Genomic DNA, 23,390 nt, shown 5'->3' with positions numbered 1-23,390 from the left:
CGCGGCGCGACGAACCGGTCTTGGGCGGATCCGGCGCCGAGACCCGGCCGGGCGCGCGACTGTTGCGGCATAACCTGACGTAGGGTGGAAATGCCATAAAGCATCTCTCGATCGATGGCGAGCCGACCATGACCAGCGCTGCACCCCGCACTCCGCGTACGGTGGTGCCCATCGACGCACCCCCACTCCTCACCAAGACCTTCGACCGCGGTCAGGTGACCGAGCTCCGGCACTCCGTTGCCGCCTTCGCCGAGGCATCGGGGCTCACCGGCGAACGCCTCGACGACTTCGTGCTGGTCGTCAACGAGCTGATCACCAACGCCGTACGGCACGGCGGGGGTCGGGGTTGGCTGCGACTCTGGCAGGCGCCCGGGACGATCGGCTGCGAGATCTCCGACCAGGGCACCGGCATCGACGCCGACCGGCTGCACGACCGGCGCCGACCACCACCGGACACCATCGGCGGCTGGGGCCTCTGGCTGGCCCGCCGGCTCAGCGACGAGATCACGGTGCAGACCGGTCCGGCCGGCACCACCGTACGGATCATCGCCGCCCTGCCCCCCGACGACCCGGCAGCGGTCAGCTGAACAGTGCGCTGACCGACTCGCCGTTGTGGATCCGCCGCATCGCCTCGGCCAACGCCGGAGCCACCGAGAGCACCTGCAACTTCGGCACCCGCTTCGCCACCGGAATCGGCACCGTGTTGGTGCAGACCACCTCGAGCACGCCGTCCTGCTGGCTCAGCCGCTCCAGCGCGTCACCCGAGAACAACCCGTGGGTGCAGGCGAGCCGGATCGAACGCACCTTCAGGTCCCGCAGGTGGTCCATCAGCTCGATCATGGTGCTGCCCTTGGCGATCTCGTCGTCGAGCACGATCACGTCCCGGTCCGTCACGTCGCCGATCACCGCGCTGATCTGCACCCGGTCGTCGCTGAACCGCTGCTTCGCGCCGGCCGCGACCGGGGTGCCGAGCATCCGGGCGAAGGCCGCCGCCTCCTTCGCGTTGCCCAGGTCCGGCGAGACGACCACGGTCTCGGACAGGTCGTAGCGCTTGAAATGGTCGGCCAACTCGCGCAGCGCGTGCAGGTGGTCGACCGGAACGCTGAAGAAACCGTGCACCTGCGGCGAGTGCAGGGTCAGCGCGAGCACCCGGTCGGCACCGGCCGCCACCAGCAGGTCCGCCACCAGCCGGGCACCGATGCTGATCCGGGGCGCGTCCTTCTTGTCCGACCGCGCGTACGCGTAGTGCGGCAGGACCACGGTGATCCGGCCGGCCGAGGCACCACGCGCCGCGTCCAGCATGAGCAGCAGCTCGACCAGGTTCTCCTGCACCGGGGGGACCAACGGCTGGATCAGGAATACGTCCCGCTCCCGGCAGTTGGCCTGTAGCTGCACCTCCAGGCAGTCGTTGGCGAACCGGGAGACCCGGACCGGGTGCAGGGGGACGCCGAGGTGGGCACAGATCTCGGCGGCGAGTTCGGGATGGGCACTTCCGCTGAAGACGGCGATGTCGCGCACGGTCGCATCCTAGGTTTCCCGGCCGCCGCCGGGCGCGTGACCGGGCCGATGCGCACCCCCACCCATTCCGGGTACGGTGCGGCGGTGACCGAGCAGTATGTCGCCGCCATCGACCAGGGCACCACCTCCTCCCGGTGCATGGTCTTCGATGCCACCGGCACCCCGATCTCCGTGGCACAGCGCGAGCACCGGCAGCACTTCCCGCAGCCCGGCTGGGTCGAGCACGACGCCGAGGAGATCTGGGAGAACGTCGAGTGGACGATCCGGGAGGCGCTGGCCGGTGCCTCGATCGGCCCCGACCGGCTCGCCGCTGTCGGCATCACCAACCAGCGCGAAACCACCCTGGTCTGGGACCGCACCACCGGACGACCGGTGGCGAACGCCATCGTCTGGCAGGACACCCGTACGGTCCCGCTGCTGCGCCGGCTCGACCAGACGTACGGCGAGCACCGGTTCCGGGCGCGTACGGGGCTGCCGTTGGCCACGTACTTCGCCGGGCCGAAGCTGATGTGGCTGCTGGCCGAGGTCGACGGGCTGCGTGAGCGGGCGGAACGCGGCGAGGTGCTCTTCGGCACCATGGAGAGCTGGCTGATCTGGAAGCTCACCGGTGAACACGTCACCGACGTGACCAACGCCAGCCGTACGCTGCTGATGGACCTGCGCACGCTCGACTGGGACCCGCAGATCCTGGACCTGATGGGGATCCCAGCGGCAATGCTGCCGCAGGTCCGCTCGTCCGCCGAGATCTACGGTACGGCCACCGGGGTGCTCGACGGCGTACCGGTGGCCAGCGCCCTCGGCGACCAGCAGGCGGCCCTGTTCGGCCAGACCTGCTTCGAGCCCGGCGAGGCGAAGTGCACGTACGGCACCGGCAGCTTCCTGCTGCTCAACACCGGCACCGAACCGGTCGTCTCCGGCCACGGCCTGCTCACCACGGTCGGCTACCGGATCGGCGACCAGCCCGCGACGTACGCGCTGGAGGGGGCGATCGCGGTCACCGGGTCACTGGTCCAGTGGCTGCGCGACAACCTGGGACTGATCTCCGCCGCGCCCGAGGTGGAGGAGCTGGCGCGCAGCGTCGAGGACAACGGCGGCTGTTACGTCGTACCGGCGTTCTCCGGCCTGTTCGCGCCGCACTGGCGCAGCGACGCGCGCGGGGTGATCGCCGGCCTCACCGGTTACATCACCAAGGGGCACCTGGCCCGGGCGGTGCTGGAGGCGTCCGCCTGGCAGACCCGCGAGGTGGTGGACGCGATGAACGCCGACTCCGCGGTGCCGCTGCGCAACCTGCGGGTGGACGGCGGGATGACCGGCAACGAACTGCTCATGCAGTACGTCGCCGACGTGCTCGACGTACCGGTGGTGCGGCCGGCGGTGACCGAGACGACCTGCCTCGGCGCGGCGTACGCGGCCGGCCTGGCGGTCGGATTCTGGCCCGATCTGGAAACGCTGCGGGCCCAGTGGCGCCAGGACGCGCAGTGGCAGCCGGCGATGGACCCGGATCACCGCAACCGGGAGCTACGCAACTGGCGCAAGGCCGTCGAACGCACCCTCAACTGGACCGACGACTGACCGTCACCCGACGAGGATCACCACTGGCGGCCGGTGAGCCGTTCGTAGACGTCGACGTAGCGGGCTCGGGTGGCGGCCACGATCTCCTCCGGCACCTCGGGCGCGGGCGGCTTCTTGTCCCAGCCGGTGCTGACCGCCCAGTCCCGGACGAACTGCTTGCCGAGGGAGAACTGCTCCCGTCCCGGCTGGTACGACTCCGCCGGCCAGAAGCGCGACGAGTCGGAGGTGAGCACCTCGTCGGCGAGGACCAGGGTGCCGTCCGGCGCCCAACCGAACTCCAGCTTGGTGTCGGCCACCAGGATGCCCCGCTCGGCGGCCAGTTCGGCGCCCCGGCAGTAGACGTCCACGGTGATCTGCCGCAGCTGCTCGGCGGTTTCCGCGCCGACCTTGTCGACCACGTCGGCGAAGGTCATGAACTCGTCATGCTCGCCCATCGGCGCCTTGGTGGTCGGCGTGAAGATCGGCTCGGGCAGGATCGACGCGTCGACCAGGCCGCGCGGCAGCTCGACCCCGGAGACCGAGCCGTCGCGCTCGTACTCCTTGAGTCCCAGGCCGGTCAGGTAGCCGCGGGCGATGCACTCGACCGGCACCATCTCCAGCCGCTGGACCCGGATCGCCCGGCCGGCCCACTCCGCCGGTACGTCGGTGGCGGAGATGACATGGTTCGGCACGACGTCGGCTAGCTGCTCGAACCACCACAGCGAGAGCGCGGTGAGCAGCTTGCCCTTGTCCGGAATCGGCGTCGGCAGGACCGCGTCGTAGACCGATACCCGGTCGGAGGCGACCAGGATCAGGTCATCGCCGTCCGCGTAGACGTCCCGTACCTTGCCCGAGTGCAGCAGTTCCACGCCGGCAAGTACATCACGCCCGGTCGCGGCAACCCACGCGCCGTCGCCCCGGTGTGACGCGACTCCATCCGTAACCCGACGCACCAGGTCTGAGCTGGGCAGGAACGGCACGTCCCGGCGCAGATCCGGGCACCGTACGCGATGGGGCACACCCCGGTCCCCATCCCGCGTGTTACGACCATGGGTCATACATGTCAATGCGTCGTTGCCGCCGCCGCTGGACCGGACCGTGGATCTCGACCGGACGGCCGTTGACACCCGGTGGGCCCACCTGTGTAAATGTTCCCGATTGAGCCTCTGACCGGCGCCGTTGGGAGATAACGTGCCCCCTGCCTTCCGCCCGTCCCGGCGCCGGGCGCTGGCCACCGCCACCGCGGCCCTCGGCCTGCTGCTGAGCAGCAGCCTGACCGCCTGCGACGGCGCGCAGGACACGCCGTCCGAAGGCCCGATCCGGCTCTCGATCTTCTGGTGGGGTGGCGAGAAACGCGCCGAGCTGACCGAGCGGGCGCTGCAGCTCTACTCGTCCCGGCACCCCGAGGTGACCTTCCAGGTCACCTGGCAGGGCAACACCGGCTACTACGACCGCCTGTCCAGCCAGGCCGCCGGCGGCAACCCGCCCGACCTGTTCCAGATCGACGACAACTACCTGACCGAGTACGCCGAACGCGGCATCGTCCTCGACCTGACCGAGCACGTACGCCAAAACCGGCTCGACCTCACCGGCCTACCCCCCAGCCTGTCCCAGTACGGCCAGGTCGCCGGCCGGACGATGGCGGTCGCCGCGGCCGAGAACACCCCCGGCCTGATCTACAACAAGAGCCTGCTGCGCCGACTCAACCTGCCCGAGCCCCGCATCGGCATGGAGTACGACGAGTTCGTCGAGTGGGCGACCCAGGTCACCGACGCCACCGACGGCAAGGTCGCCGGGACGATGGACCCCTCCGCCGACTACAAGGCGCTCTGGCTGTGGCTGCGGTCGCAGGGCAAGGAGCTGTACCGGGGACGGCAGCTGGGCTTCACCGAGGCGGACATGACCCGCTGGTTCGACCTGTGGCGGGACGCCCGCTCCGATCGGGCCACCCCGTCGGCTGTGGTCACCGCGGAGGCGAACAGCGGCGACGTCACCCGCCAACTGGTCGCCACCGGCAAGGCCGCGACGAGCTTCATGTGGTCGAACCAGTTGCCCGAGTTGCAGAAGCTGACCCAGGACGAACTGGGCGTAGTCACCTACCCCGGCGCCCCCAAGGCCCAGTGGGCGCGGGCATCGATGTACTGGGCCGCCTTCCGCGGCTCCCGCCACCCGGAAACCGTGGTGGACGTGATCAATTTCCTGGTCAACGACGTGGAAGCCGGGCAGATCCTCGGCACCGAACGAGGACTGAGCGCCAACCTCGACGTCCGCTCGTACGTCGAGGACACGTTGACCGATCAGAGCATGAAACTCACCGCGGCCTTCGAGACCTCGATGGTCGACCGGTTCGGGCCCGCCCCGACACCGCCGCCCCGAGGTCACGCGAAGGTACGGGCACTCCTGATCAGCGTCGCCGAGAGCGCACAGTCCGGCCGTGCGACCTCGAAGGAGGCGGCGCGGGCGTTCGTCAGCGAGGCCAACGCCTCACTGGCCGCCGGCGGCTGAGCATCCGGAGACGAGCAGCGCGGACACCACCGGAGGCAGCGGCCGGGCCGGCGCCGGATCGGGCGCCGGCCGGCCGGGACCCGGTCAGCGGCGGCCGGAACGGCGACGGAGCAGCAGTACCAACACCACCACGATCGCCACCACCACGACGCCGCAGCAGACCAGCCCGAACAAACCGGCACCGATACCGCTGCGGCGCGGCCGACGGGCCGCCTCCAGCACCAACTCGCCGGGTCCAGACGACGCCCAGGCCGCCACCGGCACGAAAACGGCCAGGCTCGCCGTAAGTACGACGGCGCTGAGCCTTGCCCACCACTTTCCAAGAGAAGCCATGGCTACATCCTCCGTGTTGGGCGCAACCCTTACGCCTCGCTCGACGATTGGGACGTTACCCACGGCGGGGCGGAAAGTACCCTCGGAGCGCCGGGAACGGTCACGGGCACAGTGGGCGGATCGCCTGCCAGCCCGGGTCGTAGCGGGTACGCAGGCGTACCCGGCCCTGGTCCCAGCCCCGGACGACCTCCCGTACCGGCCCGAGCGGCGAGGTGCCCGCCTCGGCGTACAGGTGGAAGGTCCGGCGGCCGGCGCAGCTCTCGTGGGCGACCAGCACCGCGCCCGACGCGGCCGCCGCGATCTGCTCCTCCAAGCGCTCCAGCGCGGCAAGCGCCGCCTCGGTCGGCAGACCGGTCTCCGCCGCCCGGTACGGCACCACCACGCCCAGATGGGTGTCCAGGTGCGGCCACCGGACCGGCTTGAGAGGGTGCCGCACCGCGGCGGTCTGCGGACTGCCGCCGACCGGGGCGCGTTCCAGCAGCACCCAGCTCGTCTCCCGCAACCGCCGGGCCAACTGGGCCACCACCGCGCTGAGCGCCTCACCCGACTCGGTACGGGGCGGCAGCGTGGTGCTCACCTCGACCCCGCCCACCCACAGCTCGACCGCGACCTCGCCGAGCAGCCAGTCCAGGGCCAGGAACGCCACCCGCATCCGGTCCGGTTCAGCCAGCCGGCCAAAGTCGGGATGGTGCACGAGTACGTCCACCTCGTACCTGTCGGGGTCGATCCGGCAGGCGAACCGCAGCTCGGTCAGTTTGATCTCGTGCCCGGAGACGGTCAGCGCGGCCGACAGCGAGGCCGGATCGGGTTGCCGGGTCGAGTGGTACTCCCAACGGTCGTCGGCGGGCGGGGCCGCCCGGCGCCAGCGTTCGGCGACCGCCCGCAGCCGGGGCGCACCAGCGGCCGAGACGACAAGCGCGTGGCCGGACCGGGTGCCCTGGGCGAACTCCCACTCCAGTTCCCGGTCGATCGCCTTCACCCGCCCGCTCACCTCGGCGATGAGATCGTCGGACCAGGTGCCGTCGGCGATGGCCGCCTCCACCCTGGGCCGCACCCCGGGCCACCACCGCCAGAATTCGGCGATCGCCGGACCGACATTCCTGTGCTGGCGCGAGAACAGCATGGCAACGGAGCGTACGACCGATCTAGCCAACTGTTGATCGGCCGATCAGCCTGACTCGCTGATCTTCACCGATATCTTCCCGATCCCGACGGGTACGGATTCCCGACGCTGCTCCCGCTACAGGAAAGACTCCCGACTCTGCCCCCGCAACAGGGAACCGGAGATTCGCGGATCACCGACGCCACCGGTAACGCGTGTATAGCCTCGACATGCCGGTCCGAATGCAATTCACATTCGCACCGCGCGAACCTTGCGGGACGGACCCGAGCCGTCCCGACCGGCCGTTGCCGAGGGGGTGTCCCGTGCCCGCATGGCCACTGTTGCGCCGACCCGGCAGACGGGCCACCCGACCGGGTGCGTCACCACGCCGAACCAGGATGCGTACGGGCAGCTCCGGGCTGGGCGGCAGCGGGCCACTGGCGGCCCTGTCGGCCGTACAGCGGTCGATCCTGCGAACACTGGCGCTGACCGGGACACCGGCCGAACTGTCCTTCGTCGAGCGGATGGTACGGCGCTCCGGGCCAGCGCTCGAACACGACGTCGAAACCCTCATCGGGTACGGCCTGCTCCGCGACGCCACCGACGGACTGCACCTGGCCGACCCGGGCGTACGCCGAGCGGTGTACCGGATCACCCCACCGTCGCTGCGCACCGCCACACACGTACGGGCCGCCGCGATCCTGGAGCGGTCCCGCCCCACGCTCGCCGCCGGACAGCTACTGCGGGTGCTGACCACGGCACCACCGCCGGACGGCGGCACCGAGCCGGAGCGGGTCGACCTCGACCTGGTGTCCCGGCTCGCCGTCGACTCCGCGGTGGACCCGTCCGTGGCGGCGGAGCTGCTGCTGGCCGTACACCGCCGCTACGGTGCGGGACTCGACCCGCGACACCGTCGGCGGTTGCTGCCCGCACTCGTCGACCACCTGATGCTGGCCGGGCGTGCCGAGCAGGCGCTGGCCGTACTGACCGAGGAGATCGCGGCCGACCGGGACGGCCCGGAGCAGCGAGCCGTCCTGCTCGGCCGGTTGGGGGCATGGCACGCCACCGGACGCCCGTCGCTGGCCCTGGCGTACCTGCACCGGGCGTTGGCCCAGGACCAGTGCGCTCCGGTGCACCGGGCCTGGCTGCTCACCACACTCGCGGCGACCGCCGGGCCGCTCGGCCAGCCCGACATGACCGCACTGCTCGACGAGGCGGAACGGGCCGAACGGGAGAGTCCCGCCCCCGGCGGCACCGTACGCCTGGCGCTGGCCCACGGCGGTGTGGCGCTGGCCGGCGGCGACCTGCCCACCGCGCGACGGGTGTTGGGGCAGGTGGACCCGCACACGCCCGCGTCCCGGGCACCGGCCGCCCTGCTCCGCGTCGACCGGATCGCGGTCCAGCTCGCGCTCGGCGAGTTCGACGACGCGCGGACCGCGCTCGCCGCCGCCGCCGTGGAGGTCGGACGGTTCGGCCCGGTGGTCGAGCCCATGCTGACCGCGCTCGACTGCCTGCTCCGGATCACCGTCGGCGAGCTGCCCGAGGCCGAGGCCCGGACCCGGCTCGCGCTGCGCCCGCGCCCGGACCGGCAACTACCCGAGGACGTACGCCTGGAGCTGCTCGCGGTCGCCGTCGAGGCGCTGATCCGCCGTGGCCGACCGGACCGGGCCCGGAACCTGCTCCGGGCCGAGTCCCCGGCCACCGGCTGGCCGGACCTGATGCCGTGGATCCGGCTGGGTTGCGCCGCGGCGACCGACCCCGATCCGGTACGACACGCCGACCTGCTCCGGCGCACCGTCGACGGGCTCCGCCACTCGCTCGCCCACCTGGTCCGGTTACCGCACCGGGGTCCGGTACTGGTCCGGGCCGTCCTCGCCATCGGCGAACCGGCGCTGGCGCGTACCGTCGCCGGCTACACCGCGACGATCGCCGACCGGGTCGGCGGCCCGCTCTGGTCCGGCCTCGCCGGCCATGCGGCGGCCCTGGTCGAACAGGATCCGACCACCCTGCGGCAGGCGGTGGCCCGGCTGCGGGCCAGCACCGCCCGGCCGGCGCTGGCCGACGCGCTGCTCGACCTGGCCCGGCTGCCCGGCGTGCCGCCGAACGAGGCCGGCACCGCAGCCCAGGAGAGCGCGGCGCTGTACGGGCGGATAGGCGCCACCGGCGACCAGGAACGGGCCCAGCGACGGCAGCGGGCCCTCGGCGCGACCGAACAGCGGCACCGGGATCCCCGTCCCCGAGCCGGCCTGGACGCGCTCACCCACAGCGAGGTACGGGTAGCGGCGCTACTGGCCGCCGGGGCGACGAAGCAGCAGGCGGCAGCCCAGCTCTTCGTCTCGTTCCACACGGTCGACACCCACCTGCGGGCGATCTACGCCAAGCTCGGTATCCGTACCCGGTTGGAGCTGGCCCGGATCTGGGACGGCGACCAGCCCGCCGGGGACGTCTCCTGACCGACGCAAGCGGTTCGGACCGGCGGTGGGTGGGACGCTCGTCGCGCCGCACCCACCGCCGGTCGACGCTCAGCGGACCACCGGCTGTTTCGTCTTCGGCAGCGCCTCGATCATCTCCCGTGGCAGGTTCAGCGTGTCCGCGCTGATCTGCGGCGGCGTGTTGGCCATCCACTGGGCCAGCGAGATGTCCTCGAACCGTGGGTTGCGGAACATCTCCAGGAACCGCAACGGCTCGTCACCGAGGTTCTCGATGTAGTGCCCGTACGCGAACGGCACGTAGCCGACGTCGCCCGCCTGGTAGTTGAACGTACGGTTCATGCCGGAGCTGGCGAAGACACCCATCCGGCCGAAGCCCGAGATGTAGTACTGCCACTCGTCGTCGGTCGGATGCCAGTGCAGTTCCCGCATGCCGCCCGGTTCGATCTCCACCAGGGCGGCGCAGATGGTGTTCGCGGCGGCGAAGTTCGTCGAGTCGGCGATCCGTACGGAACCGCCCTTGAAGCGCTGCGGCGCCTGCGCGTGCATCCGGTGCTTGAACGTACGCGGCACGTCGCCGGTCGGGCTGACCACCTTGTCGGCCGAGAGCGCGGGCGGGACCTGTCCGCTGAAGATGTACTTGTCCCGCTCGGGCAGGTTCTCCATCTGGTCCATCGTCCAGCCGAAGTTCTTGGCCAGCACCTTCTTCGGCACGTGCGCGAAGAAGTCGCTGATCAGGAAGGTGCCGTTCTCGGTGAACGCCCCGTCGTCGAAGACCAGCAGGAACTCGACCCCGTCGGCGAGCGCCTGGATGTGATGCGGCACGCCCTTAGGGAAGAACCACAGGTCGCCCTGCTGCACGTCGTCGAGGAAGTTGCGGCCCTCCTGGTCGACGGCGCTGATCCGGCAACTGCCGGCCAGCACGTATGCCCACTCGGACGCCTGGTGCCAGTGCAGCTCTCGGTAGGCGCCGGGTTCGAGTTTCATGTCCACCCCGGAGAGCTGGCTGGCGATCGGCAGCTCGCGCTGGGTCACCTCACGCGTCCACCCGCCCTTCTCGATCCGGGTATGCGCCATCGAGAAGGAGAACTTCAGGTTCGGCACCGTGCCCTGGTCGGTCGGCGGCGGCACGAGCAGGTCCGGGTTCTGCCGGTCCAACTCGACGTTGCGCGGGCCGGGGTCCAGTCCGCCCTGGTCACCTCTGACGGGCTGGAGTACGTCCTGACGAGCGAAGTCGGGCATCGTTGTTCGTCCTCTCTGGTCGGTGCCGCGTCGGGCGCGGCCGGGATGGCAGGAAGAACAGGGCACGGGTCGAAGCCGGCCCGCCCTGGGCGGTCACGGCGACGGGAATCGCCAGGCAGGTGAGCAGCAGCGCGGCAACGGCCCACCAGGAGATCCCGGCCGCCGCCCCGGCGACGGCGAGCGCGACGAGGGCGACGAACCTGGTCCGAACACCGGTCAGCGAGGTCTGGGCGATAGGCGATGCCGGCGCGGTGGGTCCGATGAGCGGTGGCGCCGGGTGGTACGGGGTCGGGGTTCGCACGGGTACGACTCCTCTCAGGTCCGGGTCTTTTGCCGTACGCCGATCGGGTTTCACAGCAGCAGGACGATCGGCAGGCTGAGCCCGAGTACGGCGACCACCGTGCCCGCCGCCGCGGCCACGTGCGTGGTCAGCGGGGCGTTGACCAGCGGGCCCATCAGCGACCGGTCCCGGCAGAAGAGGACCAGCAGGAAGAGCGCCACCGGCACGCCGAGTGAGATCACCACCTGGCTGAGGATCAGCAGGCCGGTCAGCGGCGCACCGAGGACCAGGGCCAGCACCGCCGGAGTCATGGTCACCAGCCGGCGCAGGTGCACCGGCACCCGTCGGGCCAGGAAGCCGCGCAGCACCACGTCTCCGGCGAGCGTGCCGACGCCGGACGAGGAGATGCCCGAGGAGAGCAGGGCGATCGCGAACGCAAGTGCGGCGGCGCCACCGACCTGGGTCGCCAGGTGTTCGTGCGCGGCGAAGAGATCACCCGTCCATCCACCGGCGGTGGCCGCGCCGAGTCCCGCGCCGAGGGCGATCATCGACACGTTCACCATCGTCGCCACGCCGAGGCCGACCACGCAGTCCAGCCGCAGCGCGCGGCGTACCAGGGTGGGTTGCGCCTGCGCCGCGGTCGCCGCCGGTCCCCGGTCCTGGACCAGGGCGGAGTGCAGGTAGACCGCGTGCGGCATCACCGTCGCGCCGACGATGCCCATGGCCAGGACCAGCGACTCGGCACCGTCGAGTCGCGGCACCAGCCCGGCCGCCAGTCCGCCGGCCGACTGGTGGCCGACCACCAGCAGGTCGTAGCCGATGCCGGTGCCGATCAGCAGCAGCGCCGCCGCGCTCATCAACTCGAAGCGCCGGGTCCGGCCCCGGCGGCGCAACTCCAGCAGGAGCAGCGACACGACCGCGGTGACCAGCGCGGACAGCGTCGGCGGTAGGCCGAAGAGCAGGTGCATGCCGATCGCGGCGCCGACGAACTCGGCCAGGTCGGTGGCGAGCACCACCACCTCGGCCTGCAGCCAGAGCAGCCGGTTGCCCCAGCGGGGAAACCGCTCGCGGCACAGCCGGGGCAGGCTCCGCCCGGTCGCCAGTCCCAGCTTCGCGGCCTGGAACTGGACCAGGATGGCGACCAGGCTCGCCGCCACCACCACCCAGACGAGCAGGTAGCCGGAGGTCGCACCGGCGGTCAGGTTGGTCGCCACGTTGCCGGGGTCGACGTAGGCGATCGCGGCGACCAGGGCCGGACCCAGCATGGGTGTCAGCCTCGATCGACCGCGACCCGCTACCGGTGCCTCGGTGCTCGGCGCAAGCGCATCCGTCGTCACCACCCGATCGTGGCGCCGCCGCCGTTCGCTCCACATCGCGCGAACACGGGGGATCTGAACTGCGGTTTTCCGAGCCTTCGGGGATGAGGGCTCAGATGGCCGCCCTGCGGAGATGGATCCACAGAGCCTGTTGCCAACGCAGCGCCTCGCGCGGATTCCGCCACTGCCGCTGTAACGCCGTGAGGCACCGATAAGCAAATATTCGCGAGATGGGCCGCATGTCCGGAATATCCCTCAAATCGGGTCCGCAAAGTCGCAGAGCACAATCGCAGGGCAGATCACGTGCGGCGGCAGCGGCCAGGGGCCGACTCATGCAGGACGGGGTCAACTCGTACACCAAGGCACGAACCCGCGCCGACTGAGCCGCGACCGGGTCGCCATGTACCCGACGGCGGCTCTCCCCGAAGTTGAGGACGATCGTCATCGCCGCCAGCGCCAACGCCGACTCGTCGGTCAGCTCTCCACCGGCGGCGTCGAGCGCCTCGGTGTCGTCCGGCCAGACATACCTGTTGACCACGCGACGTAAACGCTCGGGCGGCTCGCGCAACGCGTCGACCAGAACCCTCGCGTACCGACGCGCTATCTCGTGCTCGTTGTCAGCATCGCGCCGGAGCAGACACAGTCGTCCGACCGCCGCCATTCGAGCGGGTTCCACCGCAGCCAGCAGCATCGCCGCCTGCATGGCGACGATGCGCGACAGCCAGGACCGGCCATTCATCCCGAGCTCCACGACCACCTGCCAGAGCGAGTCGGCGACCGGGTAGCCGTGGGTGAGCGCGAGGTACGCGGCGTCCTTACAGCCTTCCGCGAGCGAGATCTCCAGACCGACGTCGGGGCGACCGTCGCGGACAGATCCTCCGCCGGGGACCGTGGCGGCGGCGAGGCGGCGGAGGAGTATCCCCGGCTCCGGATCGCCCGCCCTGCTCAGCGCGACGGACGGCAGGACCCAGCACAGCGACGCCACCGCCATACCAGGCCACGGTTGGATGACCCGCCGGTCGTACCACGCGAGTCGCCCCTGCTCGGCAACCTTCACCAGGCCCGACCACTCTGAGCGGAGCCGGTCCCAACTGGTGACCCCGTGCCGACCGAGATGGCGGGCGATGACACGGCGCATGAGGTGAGAATTCCGGTTGAACGCCGGCGGTTTCACCCGGCTCCAGAGAAACTCCGTATAGGCCCCCGCCGCTCGACCGGGTATCCGCTGCACCAGAAGCATCCGCTCGACCTGGTCGGCGGTCTCCCACGCTCCGTCCATCCAGTCCACCGTCGGAAACACAACAGGTTCATCCGATACGAGCAGAGCCGCGAAGGCGTCACCGAACGCGGACAGCGGTGCGCCGTCACGGACGCTCCTGAGCACCCCTCGCCACGCACGATCCCGACCGCTACCCGCTGTCCGCACCCGCTGGACCGCCTCCGCCGCGAACGCGGTGCCGCCCCTAAGACGCGACTGTTCGTACGGACGGGGCCGCCCAGCCAACCAGACACCGACCGCGGCCTCGCCCACCTCCGGATCGGCAAAGCGGACGAAGAGCCTGTCCTGCCGACGACGCCGCGCCACGATCCGCTGCCGCTCAAGGGTGGCCAACTGCCCCGCGAATCCCTCCAACTCGTCCTCGGCCAGCTCGCCGAGCAGTTCAGCGTATTCGACCTCGATCGACTCCAGCAGCGCCATACGCCGCGCGAGCCGCTCGACCAGCGGTGTGGCCTCGCCGCCAACCCGCGGGTACCCCGCCTCGCGCAGCACCCGGAAGGCGACCCACAGCCGGCCGTTCTCGGTCAGCCGTCGGGTCAAGGCCGCCAAACGCCTGCCGTCGACCCGCCGCTGCCGTACGACGGACTCGATCGTGAGCAGGCTGTACTGCATGGCGGCCGCGAACCGTTGCTCCGTTGCCGCCCGGTGCTCACCGTCCTCGTCGGTCCCGTCGACGCCAAGCATGACCAGCGCCTCGGAGTGCTCGATCGTGGGCAGGGTGACGCGATGTTGCCCGAGGTCCGGATCGATCGAACCCGGGTCGACCACGGCAAGAAACGGAAGGTTCGCGGCGATCAGATCTCGGGCACGGTCTGCGGCAACAGCCATCATGGAGGCACGATCGGTCGGATGATTGACGACATCGACCCCGTCGATGACAACCACGATCCGACGGCTGCGCGCAAGGGCTTCGAGAATCCGCAGGAACGGCACATCCGTAAGGCCCGCGCGTCCGAGCAGCGCGCGGAACTCGTCCGAGGCCGCCGCCGCCGGCCCGGCGTGGTCCAGGCGCTGTTGCGGTATGACCAGCGCGACGATGTTCGCCCGTGACAGTGCCGCGACCAGGTCCTCGACAAAAGACGCCCGGAGACCGCCGGGTGGGGTCTCCAGTAGCAGCGCGGCATGGTGGCGGTCGTCGCACAGTTGCGTCACGAGGGCCCGGGCCTGGTTCGGCCAGCGCCCCGAGGGTTGTCCGGCGGCCACCACACCCCGCTGGTACGCCAGCAGCCGCTGCCGAATCCGCCGATGGGTGCCGACGCTGAACACGACGACCGCAGTGACCGCCACGATGACCGATGCCGCGACATTGATCGCGACATCGGCAACGGTGGACGCAAGCGTCCCGAGGCGCAGCGCCAACACGAGTCCGAATACGAGCGCGGCCGCGAAGGCACCCACTGTGAGCCAGCGCACCCACTCGTACCGGACATTCGTCCGTGCCCACTGCAGCAGGGCGCTGCCGGTGTAGCCGGCGAGAAAGCCGATACGGTTCATGAACGTGCTCTGGGTCTCATCAACGACTGCCCGGCATCGACCACGAGCACCGTTCCGGTGACAGCGGGATTCTCAAGTCCCAGAGCGACCGCCGCCGTGGCCGCCTCCGCCGGCTCAAGGACCGAACCTCGCGGAACCAACGCCGCCCCCAGCCTATCGAAGTCGACCTCCCGGCCCGCCTGTCCGGCCAGCCGGACGTAGTTTTCGGTCCTGGTCGTGCCGAGGGCGACGGCATTGATCCGGATCGCCTCCCGGGAGAGCGGCACGGCGAGCGACCTGACCAGGCCGTGCAGCGCGGCCTTGCTTGAGGAGTATCCCGGCGCGCCGTAACCGCCCAGGGCGTTCAGTGATGAAAACAGGGTGTACGAGCGGTCTCCGGACGTCTTCCGTAGCTCCTCGACCGTTCCTCGGATGACCCCGTAGGCCGAATAGAGGTTGAGGGCGACCGTGCGCCGGAACACCTCCATCGGAATCCTGACGGGGTCGGGCTCGCGAAGTTCGTCGGCGTCAGAACCACCGATCACGTGGAAAACATGCCGTACCGGCCCGGCCGCGCACAGTTGTGGGCCCAGGTCTTCGGGGAAGTCCCCGTCGCTGAGATCGACGATGTGCCACCCGGCGGTGGCGAGCCCTTCAGGCTGGCCGACGATGTCGAGGCCGACCACGGCCAGTCCCCGGCCGGTCAGAATCTGACAGATCGCCCTACCGATATCACCAGCAGCGCCCGCGACAACCGCGACATCCGAGCTCGTCATTGCTTCCCAATCCTCATCGTTGGCGGTCGAACATGGCAACCAGGTGTCCATCGAGACGCGATGCCCCGAGGAAGCAGACGACGGAACACCCCGCAAAGTCGTCGAATCCGAGGTCCTCGCGCTCCCGTACCTCGGCGGCGACACCTCGCGTACGCAACAGGTCGACTGTTGTTTCCGGAAACCGCGACTGATCCGCTGTTGTCGCCGTGTCCTCGAAGCCGGTTATCGACCTGGCCAGGTAGACGAGATCAAACAGCGCCAACGCGCGGACGTAGCCATCCCCGAACGCGGTCAGCCGCTCATATCCGCTCGGTAGGAAATAGGCTCCGATACGCCCCTCGGGGTATCGCCTCCTCAGCACCTGCACGGCAGTTTGTATTTGTACCGGATTGTGCCCGTAGTCGTCATAGTAGTCGGCGCCCGCGTGGCGTCCGACGAACTCGATCCGGCGCCTCGGCGCGCAGAGCGTCGAGTAGTCGACCTCAGCCAGGGCGTCGAATTCCGATCCTGTGGCCAGGTGACATCCGATGGCCACGGCAAGGTTCATCGCGTTATGGACACCGTGCAGCCTCGTCCGCACGGTCAGCTCACCGCGAGGTGTTCCGTACCTGGCTCGGAAGCCCTCGTTCCGATGCGACACCTCCAGCAGCCGCACCTCGGCGTCGGCTTCGACACCGAAGGTGATCGGACGGATATCGGTGCGATCGCGCACCCTATCGAGCAGCTCACGGTTAGCCGACGGCAGTACGGCGCTCTCCGCTCCTGCGGCGAACTGGGCGAAGGCGAGATCCAGGGCTTCAGGAGAGTCGTACGAGGTCGGGTGCTCGCCCCAGTAGACCGACGTCACCGCCGCGACCGAGGTGGGCAGCGCCAGCATCGCCCGGTTGACCTCGCACGCCTCCGCGACGGCGATCGGGAGGTCGCCGCACTCTCCGTAGGAAATCTCCCGGCCCAGTACCTCGCCACCAAGATAGAGGGTGGGGCTCAATCCCAACTGATGATAGATCTGGGCGGTGAGCGCCACCGTCGTGGTCTTGCCGCTCACGCCGGCTATCGCGATGACCCGCGCGGCCGTCGCGGCGAGCAGTTGAGCCAATGCCTGTGGTCGGGCCAGCACGGGTATGCCAATGAGCCGGGCATTCATCAGATCCGGGTGATCGGGGCTGACTGCCACGCTGTGCACAACGAGGTCGATATCCGCGCCCGCCGGGGCGGTTGCGCGATCCGACCCGCCAGACACGGGACATGACATTTGTTGATCCACATTGCGCCGGTCGCATCCCGTGACGTCCCACCCCCGACCCCTGTACAGCCGGGCCAAGCCCCGCATCCCTTGACCGAGAATCCCGACAAGGTGTACCGATGGTGACTTCTGGCGGCCGCTTCCGAGGATGCGAGGGGTGACATCCATGCAGCCCATTTTGTCAGGCCGACAAAATGATTCTGGCTTCCAGCGGCCTGTCCGATATCGGACTGGGGAACGCGGAACAGCTACAGCCGCTCCCCACCTACCCGGCTCATATGCCCACGGGCAGGCCACACCACCACGCTGGGCGCTGCTAGAGACGCCCCGCTCTTGTCCAGCCCTTCCGCTGTCTCGTGGCGCCCGAGTCTCGTGGCGCCCGACAGGAAGAGCGTTAGAGCCCGCCCCCGATCTTCCGGGACGGGCTCTAACTTGCAACTTCGATCGTAGCGGGGACAGGATTTGAACCTGCGACCTCTGGGTTATGAGCCCAGCGAGCTACCGAGCTGCTCCACCCCGCGTCGGCTCGTTAACACTAGCGCACCGGCACACGCGCCCGCAAAACGAGCCGACACAAGGTCCGTACTTTGGCTCTGACCAGGCTCTTCACCGTACGGCGAGGGATGCGGAACGCTGCCGGTCGACAGCGCGCGGCATTCGGCGGAGCAGCCCATACCCCAAGAAAGGGCTCGGGGTACGGAAATCGAAGATCTGATTCCCGTACCCCGAGCCGATGGTCTACCAGCCGTACGATGTTCAGCCGCTCGGCGTACCGGCCGGCGGGCTCGGTGTGTTCGCCGGTGGCGTGGGTGAACCCGCCCCCGTCGGCGTGGAACCCGGCACCCCGGCCGCCCGCTGGGCCGCCTGGAACTCGGTCAGCGCGGTGTCCAGCGTCTTCAGCGACTTGCCCCACCGCTCGACGTCACCGGACGCCTGAGCGGCCTGGACCTCGGCGATCGCCTGCTGCACCTTGGCCGCCGCCGCCGCGAGTTCACCGGTGAGTGCCGGCGGCGGGGTCGGCGTCGCACCGGGACTCGGCGTGGCCGACGGATTGTCGGTCGGCGCCGGTGGCGTGGCGGGTGGCGGATTGTTGGCGCCGGCCGCCTTGCCCTGCTCGACGAGCTGTTTGATGCCGTCCTGCAACGTGTTGGCCAGTACGACGTACTCGCCGCCGTCACCGTAGGAGAGCAACACCCGCTGCAGCAGTGGGTACGCGTTCTGCTGGTTGCTCTTCACGTAGACCGGCTCGACGTAGAGCATGCCGTCGCCGAACGGCAGCGAGAGCAGGTTGCCGTACTGCACCTGGGCCTGGTTGGACGAGAGCAGGTTGAGTTCCTGCCGGATCGCCGCGTTGTTGGTCATCTTCTGGTGCACCTGCACCGGACCGGAGACTGCCGTCTGGTCGGGTAACTCCAGCACCTGCAACTGCGGCTGCCCGTTCACGTACGACCCGGAGATCAGCGCGGCCAGGTTCTGCCGGCTGGCCGGGGTCACCGCGGAGGTGAGCTGGAAGCGCGGCGTGTCCTGCCCGGGGAACTGGGTGAACAGGTAGTACGGGGGCTGCCGCTGGCCGGTGTCGGGGGCGTCCGGGACGTTCGGGACCTCCCAGAAGTCCTGCCCGGAGAAGAACTCCCGAGGGTCCGTGACGTGGAACTTGGCCAGCAGGTTGCGCTGCACCTTGAACAGGTCGGCCGGGTAGCGGAAGTGCGCGGCCAGGTCGGCCGGGATCTCCGACTTCGGCGTCACCAGGTCCCCGCCGAAGGCCTTGTTCCAAGCCTTGAGCACCGGATCGGTCTCGTCGAACTCGTAGAGCTTGACGGTCCCGTCGTACGCGTCGACGGTGGCCTTGACCGAGTTGCGGATGTAGTTGACGTTCTCCCGGGCGAGTTGGAAGGTGCCCCGCCCGGTCAGCTCGTCGGCCGTCTCGGTCTGCAGGTTGACCTGCTCCGCGTACGGGTAGGTGGCGGCCGTGGTGTAGCCGTCGATGATCCACTGGATCCGGCCACCGACCAGCGCCGGGTACGGGTCGCCGTCCAGCGTCAGGAACGGCGCGACCTTCTCCACCCGGTCGCGCGGGTTACGCACGTAGAGCAGCTTGGAGTTCTCGTTGACCGCGGCGGAGAGCAGGAAGTTGCTCTCCTGCTCCTTGATCGCGTACAGCAGCTTGCGGGTGAACGAGCCGATCTCCACCCCGCCGGTGCCGGTGTAGGTGTAGGTCTGCCCGCTGTTGTTCTCGCTGTCGTTGCCGGTCGGGCGGTCGAACTCGACGTTGCGGTCCGAGTCGGCCTGGCCGACGATCGCGTAGTCGCTGTCGTCCATCTGCTCGCCGTAGTAGATCCGCGGCTGGTCGGCCGGGATCTGCTCGGCCGAGGCGGAACAGCCGGCCTGGGCCTGGTTGCCGAGGAAGCCGGAGACGAAGAACGGCTGGCCGCCGCAGACCACCTGGTTCGCCGGAGCGCTGACCAGCCCGTACCCGTGGGTGAAGACGGTGTGCCGGTTGATCCAGTTGCTCTGCTGGGTGGTCAGCTCGCCGTAGTTGATCTCGCGCATGCCGACCACGTAGTCCTGGGTGGCGCCGTTGACCGTGTAGCGGTCGATGTCGAGCTTGGGGCCGAAGTCGTAGAAGCCACGGACCTGCTGCAACTGGGTGTAGGTCTCGGAGATCAGTTGCGGGTCGAGCAGCCGGATGTTCGGCACCACGGAGGTGTCGGTGGCCAGCGCGGCCGGCGGCTTCAGGTTGCCCGCGCCGTACGGCGTGGTCCGGGTCGCGGCCAGCCCGAAGGACGCCCGGGTCGCCTCGATGCTGCGCTGGATGTACTGCGACTCCTTGTCCTGGAGGCTCGGCTTGACCTCGAAGGTCTGCACCGCCCACGGGTAGATGCCGCCGATCGCCACCGCCGAGACGCCGAGCAGGGCCAGTGAGATGCCCGGCCAGACCAGGTTCCGCATCACCGCGTTGGAGAACACGATGATCGCGATCGCGACCACGATCGAGATGTAGGCCAGGATCTCCTTGGCCGGCAGCAGCGCGTTGATGTCGGCGTAACCGGCGCCGTAGGTGTTGACGCTCTCGTTGAACTCCAGCAGCATCGCCCGCCGGTCCAGCACGTACGCGATGGCCTTGAGTAGCACGAAGACCGCGACCAGGGTGGTCAGGTGGGCCCGGGCGGCGTTGGTCATCCGGTCGCCGACGCCCTGCAACCGGACCCCGCCGAAGATGTAGTGCACGGCCAGCGAGCCGATCACCGAGAGGACCACGACGGTGAAGCCGACCCCGAGCAGGTAACGCCAGAACGGGAACTGGAAGACGTAGAAGCCGATGTCGATGCCGAACTCCGGGTCCTTGACCCCGAAGTCCTGGCCGTTGCGGAACAGCAGCCACTGGCTCCACCGGCTCTGCGCGGACAGGCCGGCGAAGAGGCCGACGATGACCGCGATCGCGCTGATCCAGGCACCGATCCGGGGTGCCAGCGCCATCCGGTAGCGCTCGAGCGTGGCCTGTTCGGCCGAGTGCGGGCGCAGCACCGGGCGCAGCCGGTAGGCCAGCCACAGGTTGCCGCCGATGATCACGGCCATGGCCGCGCCGACGGAGGCGAACAGCCCGATCCGGGTGACCAGGACGTCGGTGAAGACCTGGGTGTACGAGACCTCGTCGAACCACAGCCAGTCGGTCCAGGCCTGTACCCCCCAGCCCAGCAGGGTGAACAGCAGGAACACCCCGACCAGTACGCCGACCGTCACGCGACCGCGCCGGCTCATTCTCGGTAGGGGACTGCTACGCATGACCACTGTTGGCTCCGCTCCACGGTGATCGGCTCCGACCAGGCACCCAGAGTACGGGGTCCACCTGAGCGGGATGAGCCCAAGGTGAGCCGAAGGTGAGCGGACCGGTTCAGCAGCGTGGCGGTTGGCCTCCCGTGCGCAACAGGTTCAACGCGTTCAGTGCGTCCTTGAGCGTGCCGATCCGGTACAGCGGCAGGCCCGGTTGGGGGTTGCGGACGGCCTCCTCGCAGTTGTCCGCCGGCACCAGGAACGACACCGCGCCGGCCTGCTTGGCGCCGACCAGCTTCTGCGGGATGCCGCCGATCGGTCCGACGTTGCCCTCGTCGTCGATGGTCCCGGTACCCGCGATGATCTTCCCGCCGGTCAGGTCATCGGGGGTCAGCTTGTCGATGATGCCGAGGGTGAACATGAGTCCGGCACTCGGTCCCCCGATGTCGCCCAGGTCGATCTTCAGCTGGAACGGGTGCGGTTGCCGCTGTTCGATCTCCACCCCGATCCGGGGCGGCTGACCACTGGCCGCGGCGGTGGTGACCGTGGTGGTGCCGGGCGTGCCGCCGCGTACGAAGCCGACGGTGAGGGCGGTGCCGGCCGGTTGGGCCCGGACCAGCTCGGTGAGCCGGGTCGCGGTCGGCACCGGCTGACCGTTGACGGAGGTGATCACGTCGTCGACCTTGAGCCGGTCCACCGACGGGCCGCCGGCCGTGACGGCCTTGACCGTGACCTGCACCGGGAAGCCCAGCTCCCGCAGGGCGGCGGTCTCGGCACTGGTCTGCGAGGCGGTGAAGTCCTCGGCGTTGCGCTCGTCGACCTGCTGCTGGGTCTGCCCCGGCGGGTAGATCAGCTCGCGCGGCACCACGGCCTCGGAGTCGGAGAGCCAACCGGAGATGGCCGACAGCAGCCGTACGTCGGGTTGCACACCCACCGTGGTCAGCCGCAACTGCCCGGCCGAGGTGGAGGTCTCCCGGCCGGTCACCTGGATCACCTCCTTGCCGTCCTCGGTGCCCAGCGTGTTGACCGTCGGTCCGGGGCCGAGCACCACGTACGGGATGGGTGCCCCGATCACGCCGAGGCTGAGCAGGGCGGTGAGCAGCGCACCGAGCAGGACTGTGACCCCGCGACGTCTCATGCGCCAGAGCGTACCGAGGCCCCCTGGGGGTCCCGCCGGTCGAACCCCTTAGTTCTCCCTGAGCGCAACACCTGGACCAGCATCCGGCCCCCTCGCGCGCGTACCGTGGACGGGTGCCTGATATTCCGTTCGGCTTCGCGCTCCCGGGTGGCCAGCCGCCCGACCCCAACGACCCGCAGCAGATGCAGCAGTTCATGGCTCAGCTGCAACAGCTGCTCGCCGCACCGGGCAGCGGCCCGGTCAACTGGGATCTGGCCCGCCAGGTGGCGGCCAGCCAGCTCGCCTCGTCCGGGGACCCGGCGGTCACCCCGTTCGAGCGACACGCCGTGGAGGAGGCCCTGCGCCTCGCCGATCTCTGGCTCGAGCCCAGCTCGGCGCTGCCGTCGGGCATCCAGACCTCGGTGGCGTGGAACCGGAACGAGTGGATCTTCCGGACTCTCGACGTGTGGCGCAAACTCTGTGACCCGGTCGCCGGCCGGATGGTCGCGGCCATGGGTGACCTGGTGCCGCCGGAGCAGCGCGCCCAGCTCGGCCCGATGCAGTCGATGGTCGCCAGCCTCGGCGGTGCCCTCTTCGGCGGTCAGCTCGGCCAGGCGCTCGGCTCGCTCGCCGCCGAGGTGCTCTCGGCCGGGGACATCGGCCTGCCGCTCGGACCCGCCGGCACGGCCGCGCTGGTCCCGGCCAACATCCGGGAGTACGGCACCGGCCTGGAACTGCCCGAGGACGAGGTACGCCTCTACGTGGCCCTGCGCGAGGCGGCTCACCAGCGCCTGTTCGGCCACGTGCCGTGGCTGCGCGGACACGTGCTCACCGCCGTGGAGATGTACGCCGCGGGCATCACGGTGAACCGGGAGGCGATCGAGGAGGCGATGGGTCGGGTCGATCCGACCAATCCCGAGTCGTTGCAGGCGCTGGCTCTGGAGGGCATCTTCACCCCGGAGGACACGCCGTCCCAGAAGGCGTCGCTGGCCCGGTTGGAGACCGCGCTGGCCCTGGTCGAGGGCTGGGTCTGCCATGTCGTGGACAACGCCGCCGCGGAGCGACTGCCGAACGTGGTCAAGCTCGGCGAGGCGTTCCGCCGCCGCCGGGCGGCCGGTGGGCCGGCCGAGCAGACCTTCGCCGCCCTGGTCGGGCTGGAGCTTCGCCCGCGCCGGTTGCGGGAGGCCGCGGCGCTCTGGGCGGCGCTGACCCAGCACCGGGGCATCGCCGGCCGGGACGCGATCTGGGGACACCCGGACCTGCTGCCCTCGGGTGAGGACTTCGCCGACCCGGAGGGCTTCGCTCGCGCCCAGCTCGACCTCGACGAGCTGGACAGTTTCGACTTCACCCAGCCGGGCGGCCCGAAGGGCGGCGACCAGGGCGACAGCGAGGGCGACGACGGCCCGGAGCAGAACGGGGAGAAGAACCCGTCCTGACCCCGTGAGGCGCCTCTCC

Annotated in this window: 16 protein-coding genes and 1 tRNA gene; 5 read left to right on the top strand and 12 right to left on the bottom strand. The window is 69.9% G+C overall.

All coding sequences use genetic code 11. The features are described from left to right. Positions 1-128: 128 nt before the first annotated feature. Positions 129-587 (top strand): ATP-binding protein, encoded by a 459-nt coding sequence (locus AB0J90_RS07040; protein ID WP_363593045.1) that lies wholly within the window; start codon positions 129-131, stop codon positions 585-587. Here AB0J90_RS07040 and AB0J90_RS07035 read toward each other — a convergent pair. Beyond that, a complete protein-coding gene (locus tag AB0J90_RS07035; RefSeq protein ID WP_363593043.1) occupies positions 580-1,518 on the bottom strand; it encodes a ribose-phosphate pyrophosphokinase in 939 nt (312 codons plus the stop codon). The two genes, AB0J90_RS07040 and AB0J90_RS07035, sit on opposite strands and share 8 nt — an antisense overlap. Before the next feature lie 84 nt (positions 1,519-1,602). Here AB0J90_RS07035 and glpK point away from each other — a divergent pair, with 84 nt between their 5' ends. Continuing rightward, the gene (gene glpK, locus AB0J90_RS07030; protein ID WP_363593041.1) at positions 1,603-3,090 is read left to right on the top strand and encodes a glycerol kinase GlpK; all 1,488 of its coding nucleotides are present in this window, start codon (positions 1,603-1,605) and stop codon (positions 3,088-3,090) included. A 17-nt stretch (positions 3,091-3,107) separates the two neighbouring features. Here the strand turns inward: glpK and AB0J90_RS07025 are convergent, their stop codons facing one another. Further along, on the bottom strand, positions 3,108-3,938 hold the full coding sequence (locus AB0J90_RS07025; protein ID WP_363593039.1) for a phosphoribosylaminoimidazolesuccinocarboxamide synthase: 831 nt from the start codon (positions 3,936-3,938) through the stop codon (positions 3,108-3,110). A 322-nt stretch (positions 3,939-4,260) separates the two neighbouring features. Between AB0J90_RS07025 and AB0J90_RS07020 the strand changes: the two genes are divergently transcribed. Then, the gene (locus AB0J90_RS07020) at positions 4,261-5,574 is read left to right on the top strand and encodes an extracellular solute-binding protein (protein WP_363593037.1); all 1,314 of its coding nucleotides are present in this window, start codon (positions 4,261-4,263) and stop codon (positions 5,572-5,574) included. A gap of 84 nt (positions 5,575-5,658) precedes the next feature. On the opposite strand, the gene AB0J90_RS07015 is transcribed toward AB0J90_RS07020, so the two are convergent. After that, entirely contained in the window at positions 5,659-5,907 is a 249-nt protein-coding gene (locus AB0J90_RS07015; RefSeq protein WP_363593035.1) for a hypothetical protein, read from the bottom strand. Between the two features lie 100 nt (positions 5,908-6,007). Further along, positions 6,008-7,030, bottom strand: a complete 1,023-nt coding sequence (locus AB0J90_RS07010; protein WP_363593033.1) for a DUF695 domain-containing protein — start codon at positions 7,028-7,030, stop codon at positions 6,008-6,010. A 377-nt stretch (positions 7,031-7,407) separates the two neighbouring features. On the opposite strand from AB0J90_RS07010, the gene AB0J90_RS07005 reads away from it, so the two are divergent. Continuing rightward, entirely contained in the window at positions 7,408-9,462 is a 2,055-nt protein-coding gene (locus AB0J90_RS07005; protein ID WP_363593031.1) for a LuxR C-terminal-related transcriptional regulator, read from the top strand. 69 nt (positions 9,463-9,531) lie between these two features. Here the strand turns inward: AB0J90_RS07005 and AB0J90_RS07000 are convergent, their stop codons facing one another. The 8 genes from AB0J90_RS07000 to AB0J90_RS06965 form a co-directional block, all read right to left on the bottom strand. Further along, positions 9,532-10,680: an oxalate decarboxylase family bicupin gene (locus AB0J90_RS07000; RefSeq protein WP_363593029.1), complete on the bottom strand. Its 1,149-nt coding sequence runs from the start codon at positions 10,678-10,680 to the stop codon at positions 9,532-9,534. Between the two features lie 351 nt (positions 10,681-11,031). Next, the gene (locus AB0J90_RS06995; protein ID WP_363593027.1) at positions 11,032-12,225 is read right to left on the bottom strand and encodes an Nramp family divalent metal transporter; all 1,194 of its coding nucleotides are present in this window, start codon (positions 12,223-12,225) and stop codon (positions 11,032-11,034) included. 163 nt (positions 12,226-12,388) lie between these two features. Further along, positions 12,389-15,049 (bottom strand): hypothetical protein, encoded by a 2,661-nt coding sequence (locus tag AB0J90_RS06990; protein ID WP_363593025.1) that lies wholly within the window; start codon positions 15,047-15,049, stop codon positions 12,389-12,391. Next, positions 15,046-15,855 carry an SDR family oxidoreductase gene (locus AB0J90_RS06985; RefSeq protein ID WP_363593023.1) on the bottom strand — a complete coding sequence of 270 codons (810 nt, stop codon included), beginning with the start codon at positions 15,853-15,855 and terminating at the stop codon, positions 15,046-15,048. Before AB0J90_RS06985 ends, AB0J90_RS06990 begins: the two co-directional genes overlap by 4 nt. Next, positions 15,818-17,215, bottom strand: a complete 1,398-nt coding sequence (locus tag AB0J90_RS06980) for a Mur ligase domain-containing protein (protein ID WP_363593021.1) — start codon at positions 17,213-17,215, stop codon at positions 15,818-15,820. The genes AB0J90_RS06985 and AB0J90_RS06980 overlap by 38 nt, the downstream gene beginning before the upstream one ends. A gap of 279 nt (positions 17,216-17,494) precedes the next feature. Continuing rightward, positions 17,495-17,568: transfer RNA gene (locus AB0J90_RS06975), tRNA-Met, on the bottom strand. Between the two features lie 235 nt (positions 17,569-17,803). Beyond that, complete coding sequence (locus tag AB0J90_RS06970) at positions 17,804-20,830, bottom strand: UPF0182 family protein (protein WP_363593019.1); 3,027 nt, start codon at positions 20,828-20,830, stop codon at positions 17,804-17,806. A 109-nt stretch (positions 20,831-20,939) separates the two neighbouring features. Beyond that, positions 20,940-21,956, bottom strand: a complete 1,017-nt coding sequence (locus AB0J90_RS06965) for a PDZ domain-containing protein (RefSeq protein WP_363593017.1) — start codon at positions 21,954-21,956, stop codon at positions 20,940-20,942. A gap of 182 nt (positions 21,957-22,138) precedes the next feature. On the opposite strand from AB0J90_RS06965, the gene AB0J90_RS06960 reads away from it, so the two are divergent. Beyond that, positions 22,139-23,371 carry a zinc-dependent metalloprotease gene (locus tag AB0J90_RS06960; protein WP_363593647.1) on the top strand — a complete coding sequence of 411 codons (1,233 nt, stop codon included), beginning with the start codon at positions 22,139-22,141 and terminating at the stop codon, positions 23,369-23,371. The last annotated feature ends 19 nt before the right edge of the window (positions 23,372-23,390 follow it).

Origin of the sequence: Micromonospora sp. NPDC049523 (assembly GCF_040676775.1) — a bacterium.
Taxonomy (GTDB): domain Bacteria; phylum Actinomycetota; class Actinomycetes; order Mycobacteriales; family Micromonosporaceae; genus Micromonospora_G.
This window is presented reverse-complemented; position numbering and strand designations above follow the sequence as displayed.

Bases quoted from the DNA above. Each gene is read 5' to 3' on its own strand.
- AB0J90_RS07040 (WP_363593045.1), top strand. From the start codon at position 129: ATGACCAGCGCTGCACCCCGCACTCCGCGTACGGTGGTGCCCATCGAC.
- AB0J90_RS07015 (WP_363593035.1), bottom strand. From the start codon at position 5,907: ATGGCTTCTCTTGGAAAGTGGTGGGCAAGGCTCAGCGCCGTCGTACTT.
- AB0J90_RS07010 (WP_363593033.1), bottom strand. From the start codon at position 7,030: ATGCTGTTCTCGCGCCAGCACAGGAATGTCGGTCCGGCGATCGCCGAA.
- AB0J90_RS07005 (WP_363593031.1), top strand. From the start codon at position 7,408: ATGCGTACGGGCAGCTCCGGGCTGGGCGGCAGCGGGCCACTGGCGGCC.
- AB0J90_RS07000 (WP_363593029.1), bottom strand. From the start codon at position 10,680: ATGCCCGACTTCGCTCGTCAGGACGTACTCCAGCCCGTCAGAGGTGAC.
- AB0J90_RS06995 (WP_363593027.1), bottom strand. From the start codon at position 12,225: ATGCTGGGTCCGGCCCTGGTCGCCGCGATCGCCTACGTCGACCCCGGC.
- AB0J90_RS06990 (WP_363593025.1), bottom strand. From the start codon at position 15,049: ATGAACCGTATCGGCTTTCTCGCCGGCTACACCGGCAGCGCCCTGCTG.
- AB0J90_RS06985 (WP_363593023.1), bottom strand. From the start codon at position 15,855: ATGGACACCTGGTTGCCATGTTCGACCGCCAACGATGAGGATTGGGAA.
- AB0J90_RS06980 (WP_363593021.1), bottom strand. From the start codon at position 17,215: ATGGATGTCACCCCTCGCATCCTCGGAAGCGGCCGCCAGAAGTCACCA.
- AB0J90_RS06970 (WP_363593019.1), bottom strand. From the start codon at position 20,830: ATGCGTAGCAGTCCCCTACCGAGAATGAGCCGGCGCGGTCGCGTGACG.
- AB0J90_RS06965 (WP_363593017.1), bottom strand. From the start codon at position 21,956: ATGAGACGTCGCGGGGTCACAGTCCTGCTCGGTGCGCTGCTCACCGCC.
- AB0J90_RS06960 (WP_363593647.1), top strand. From the start codon at position 22,139: ATGCAGCAGTTCATGGCTCAGCTGCAACAGCTGCTCGCCGCACCGGGC.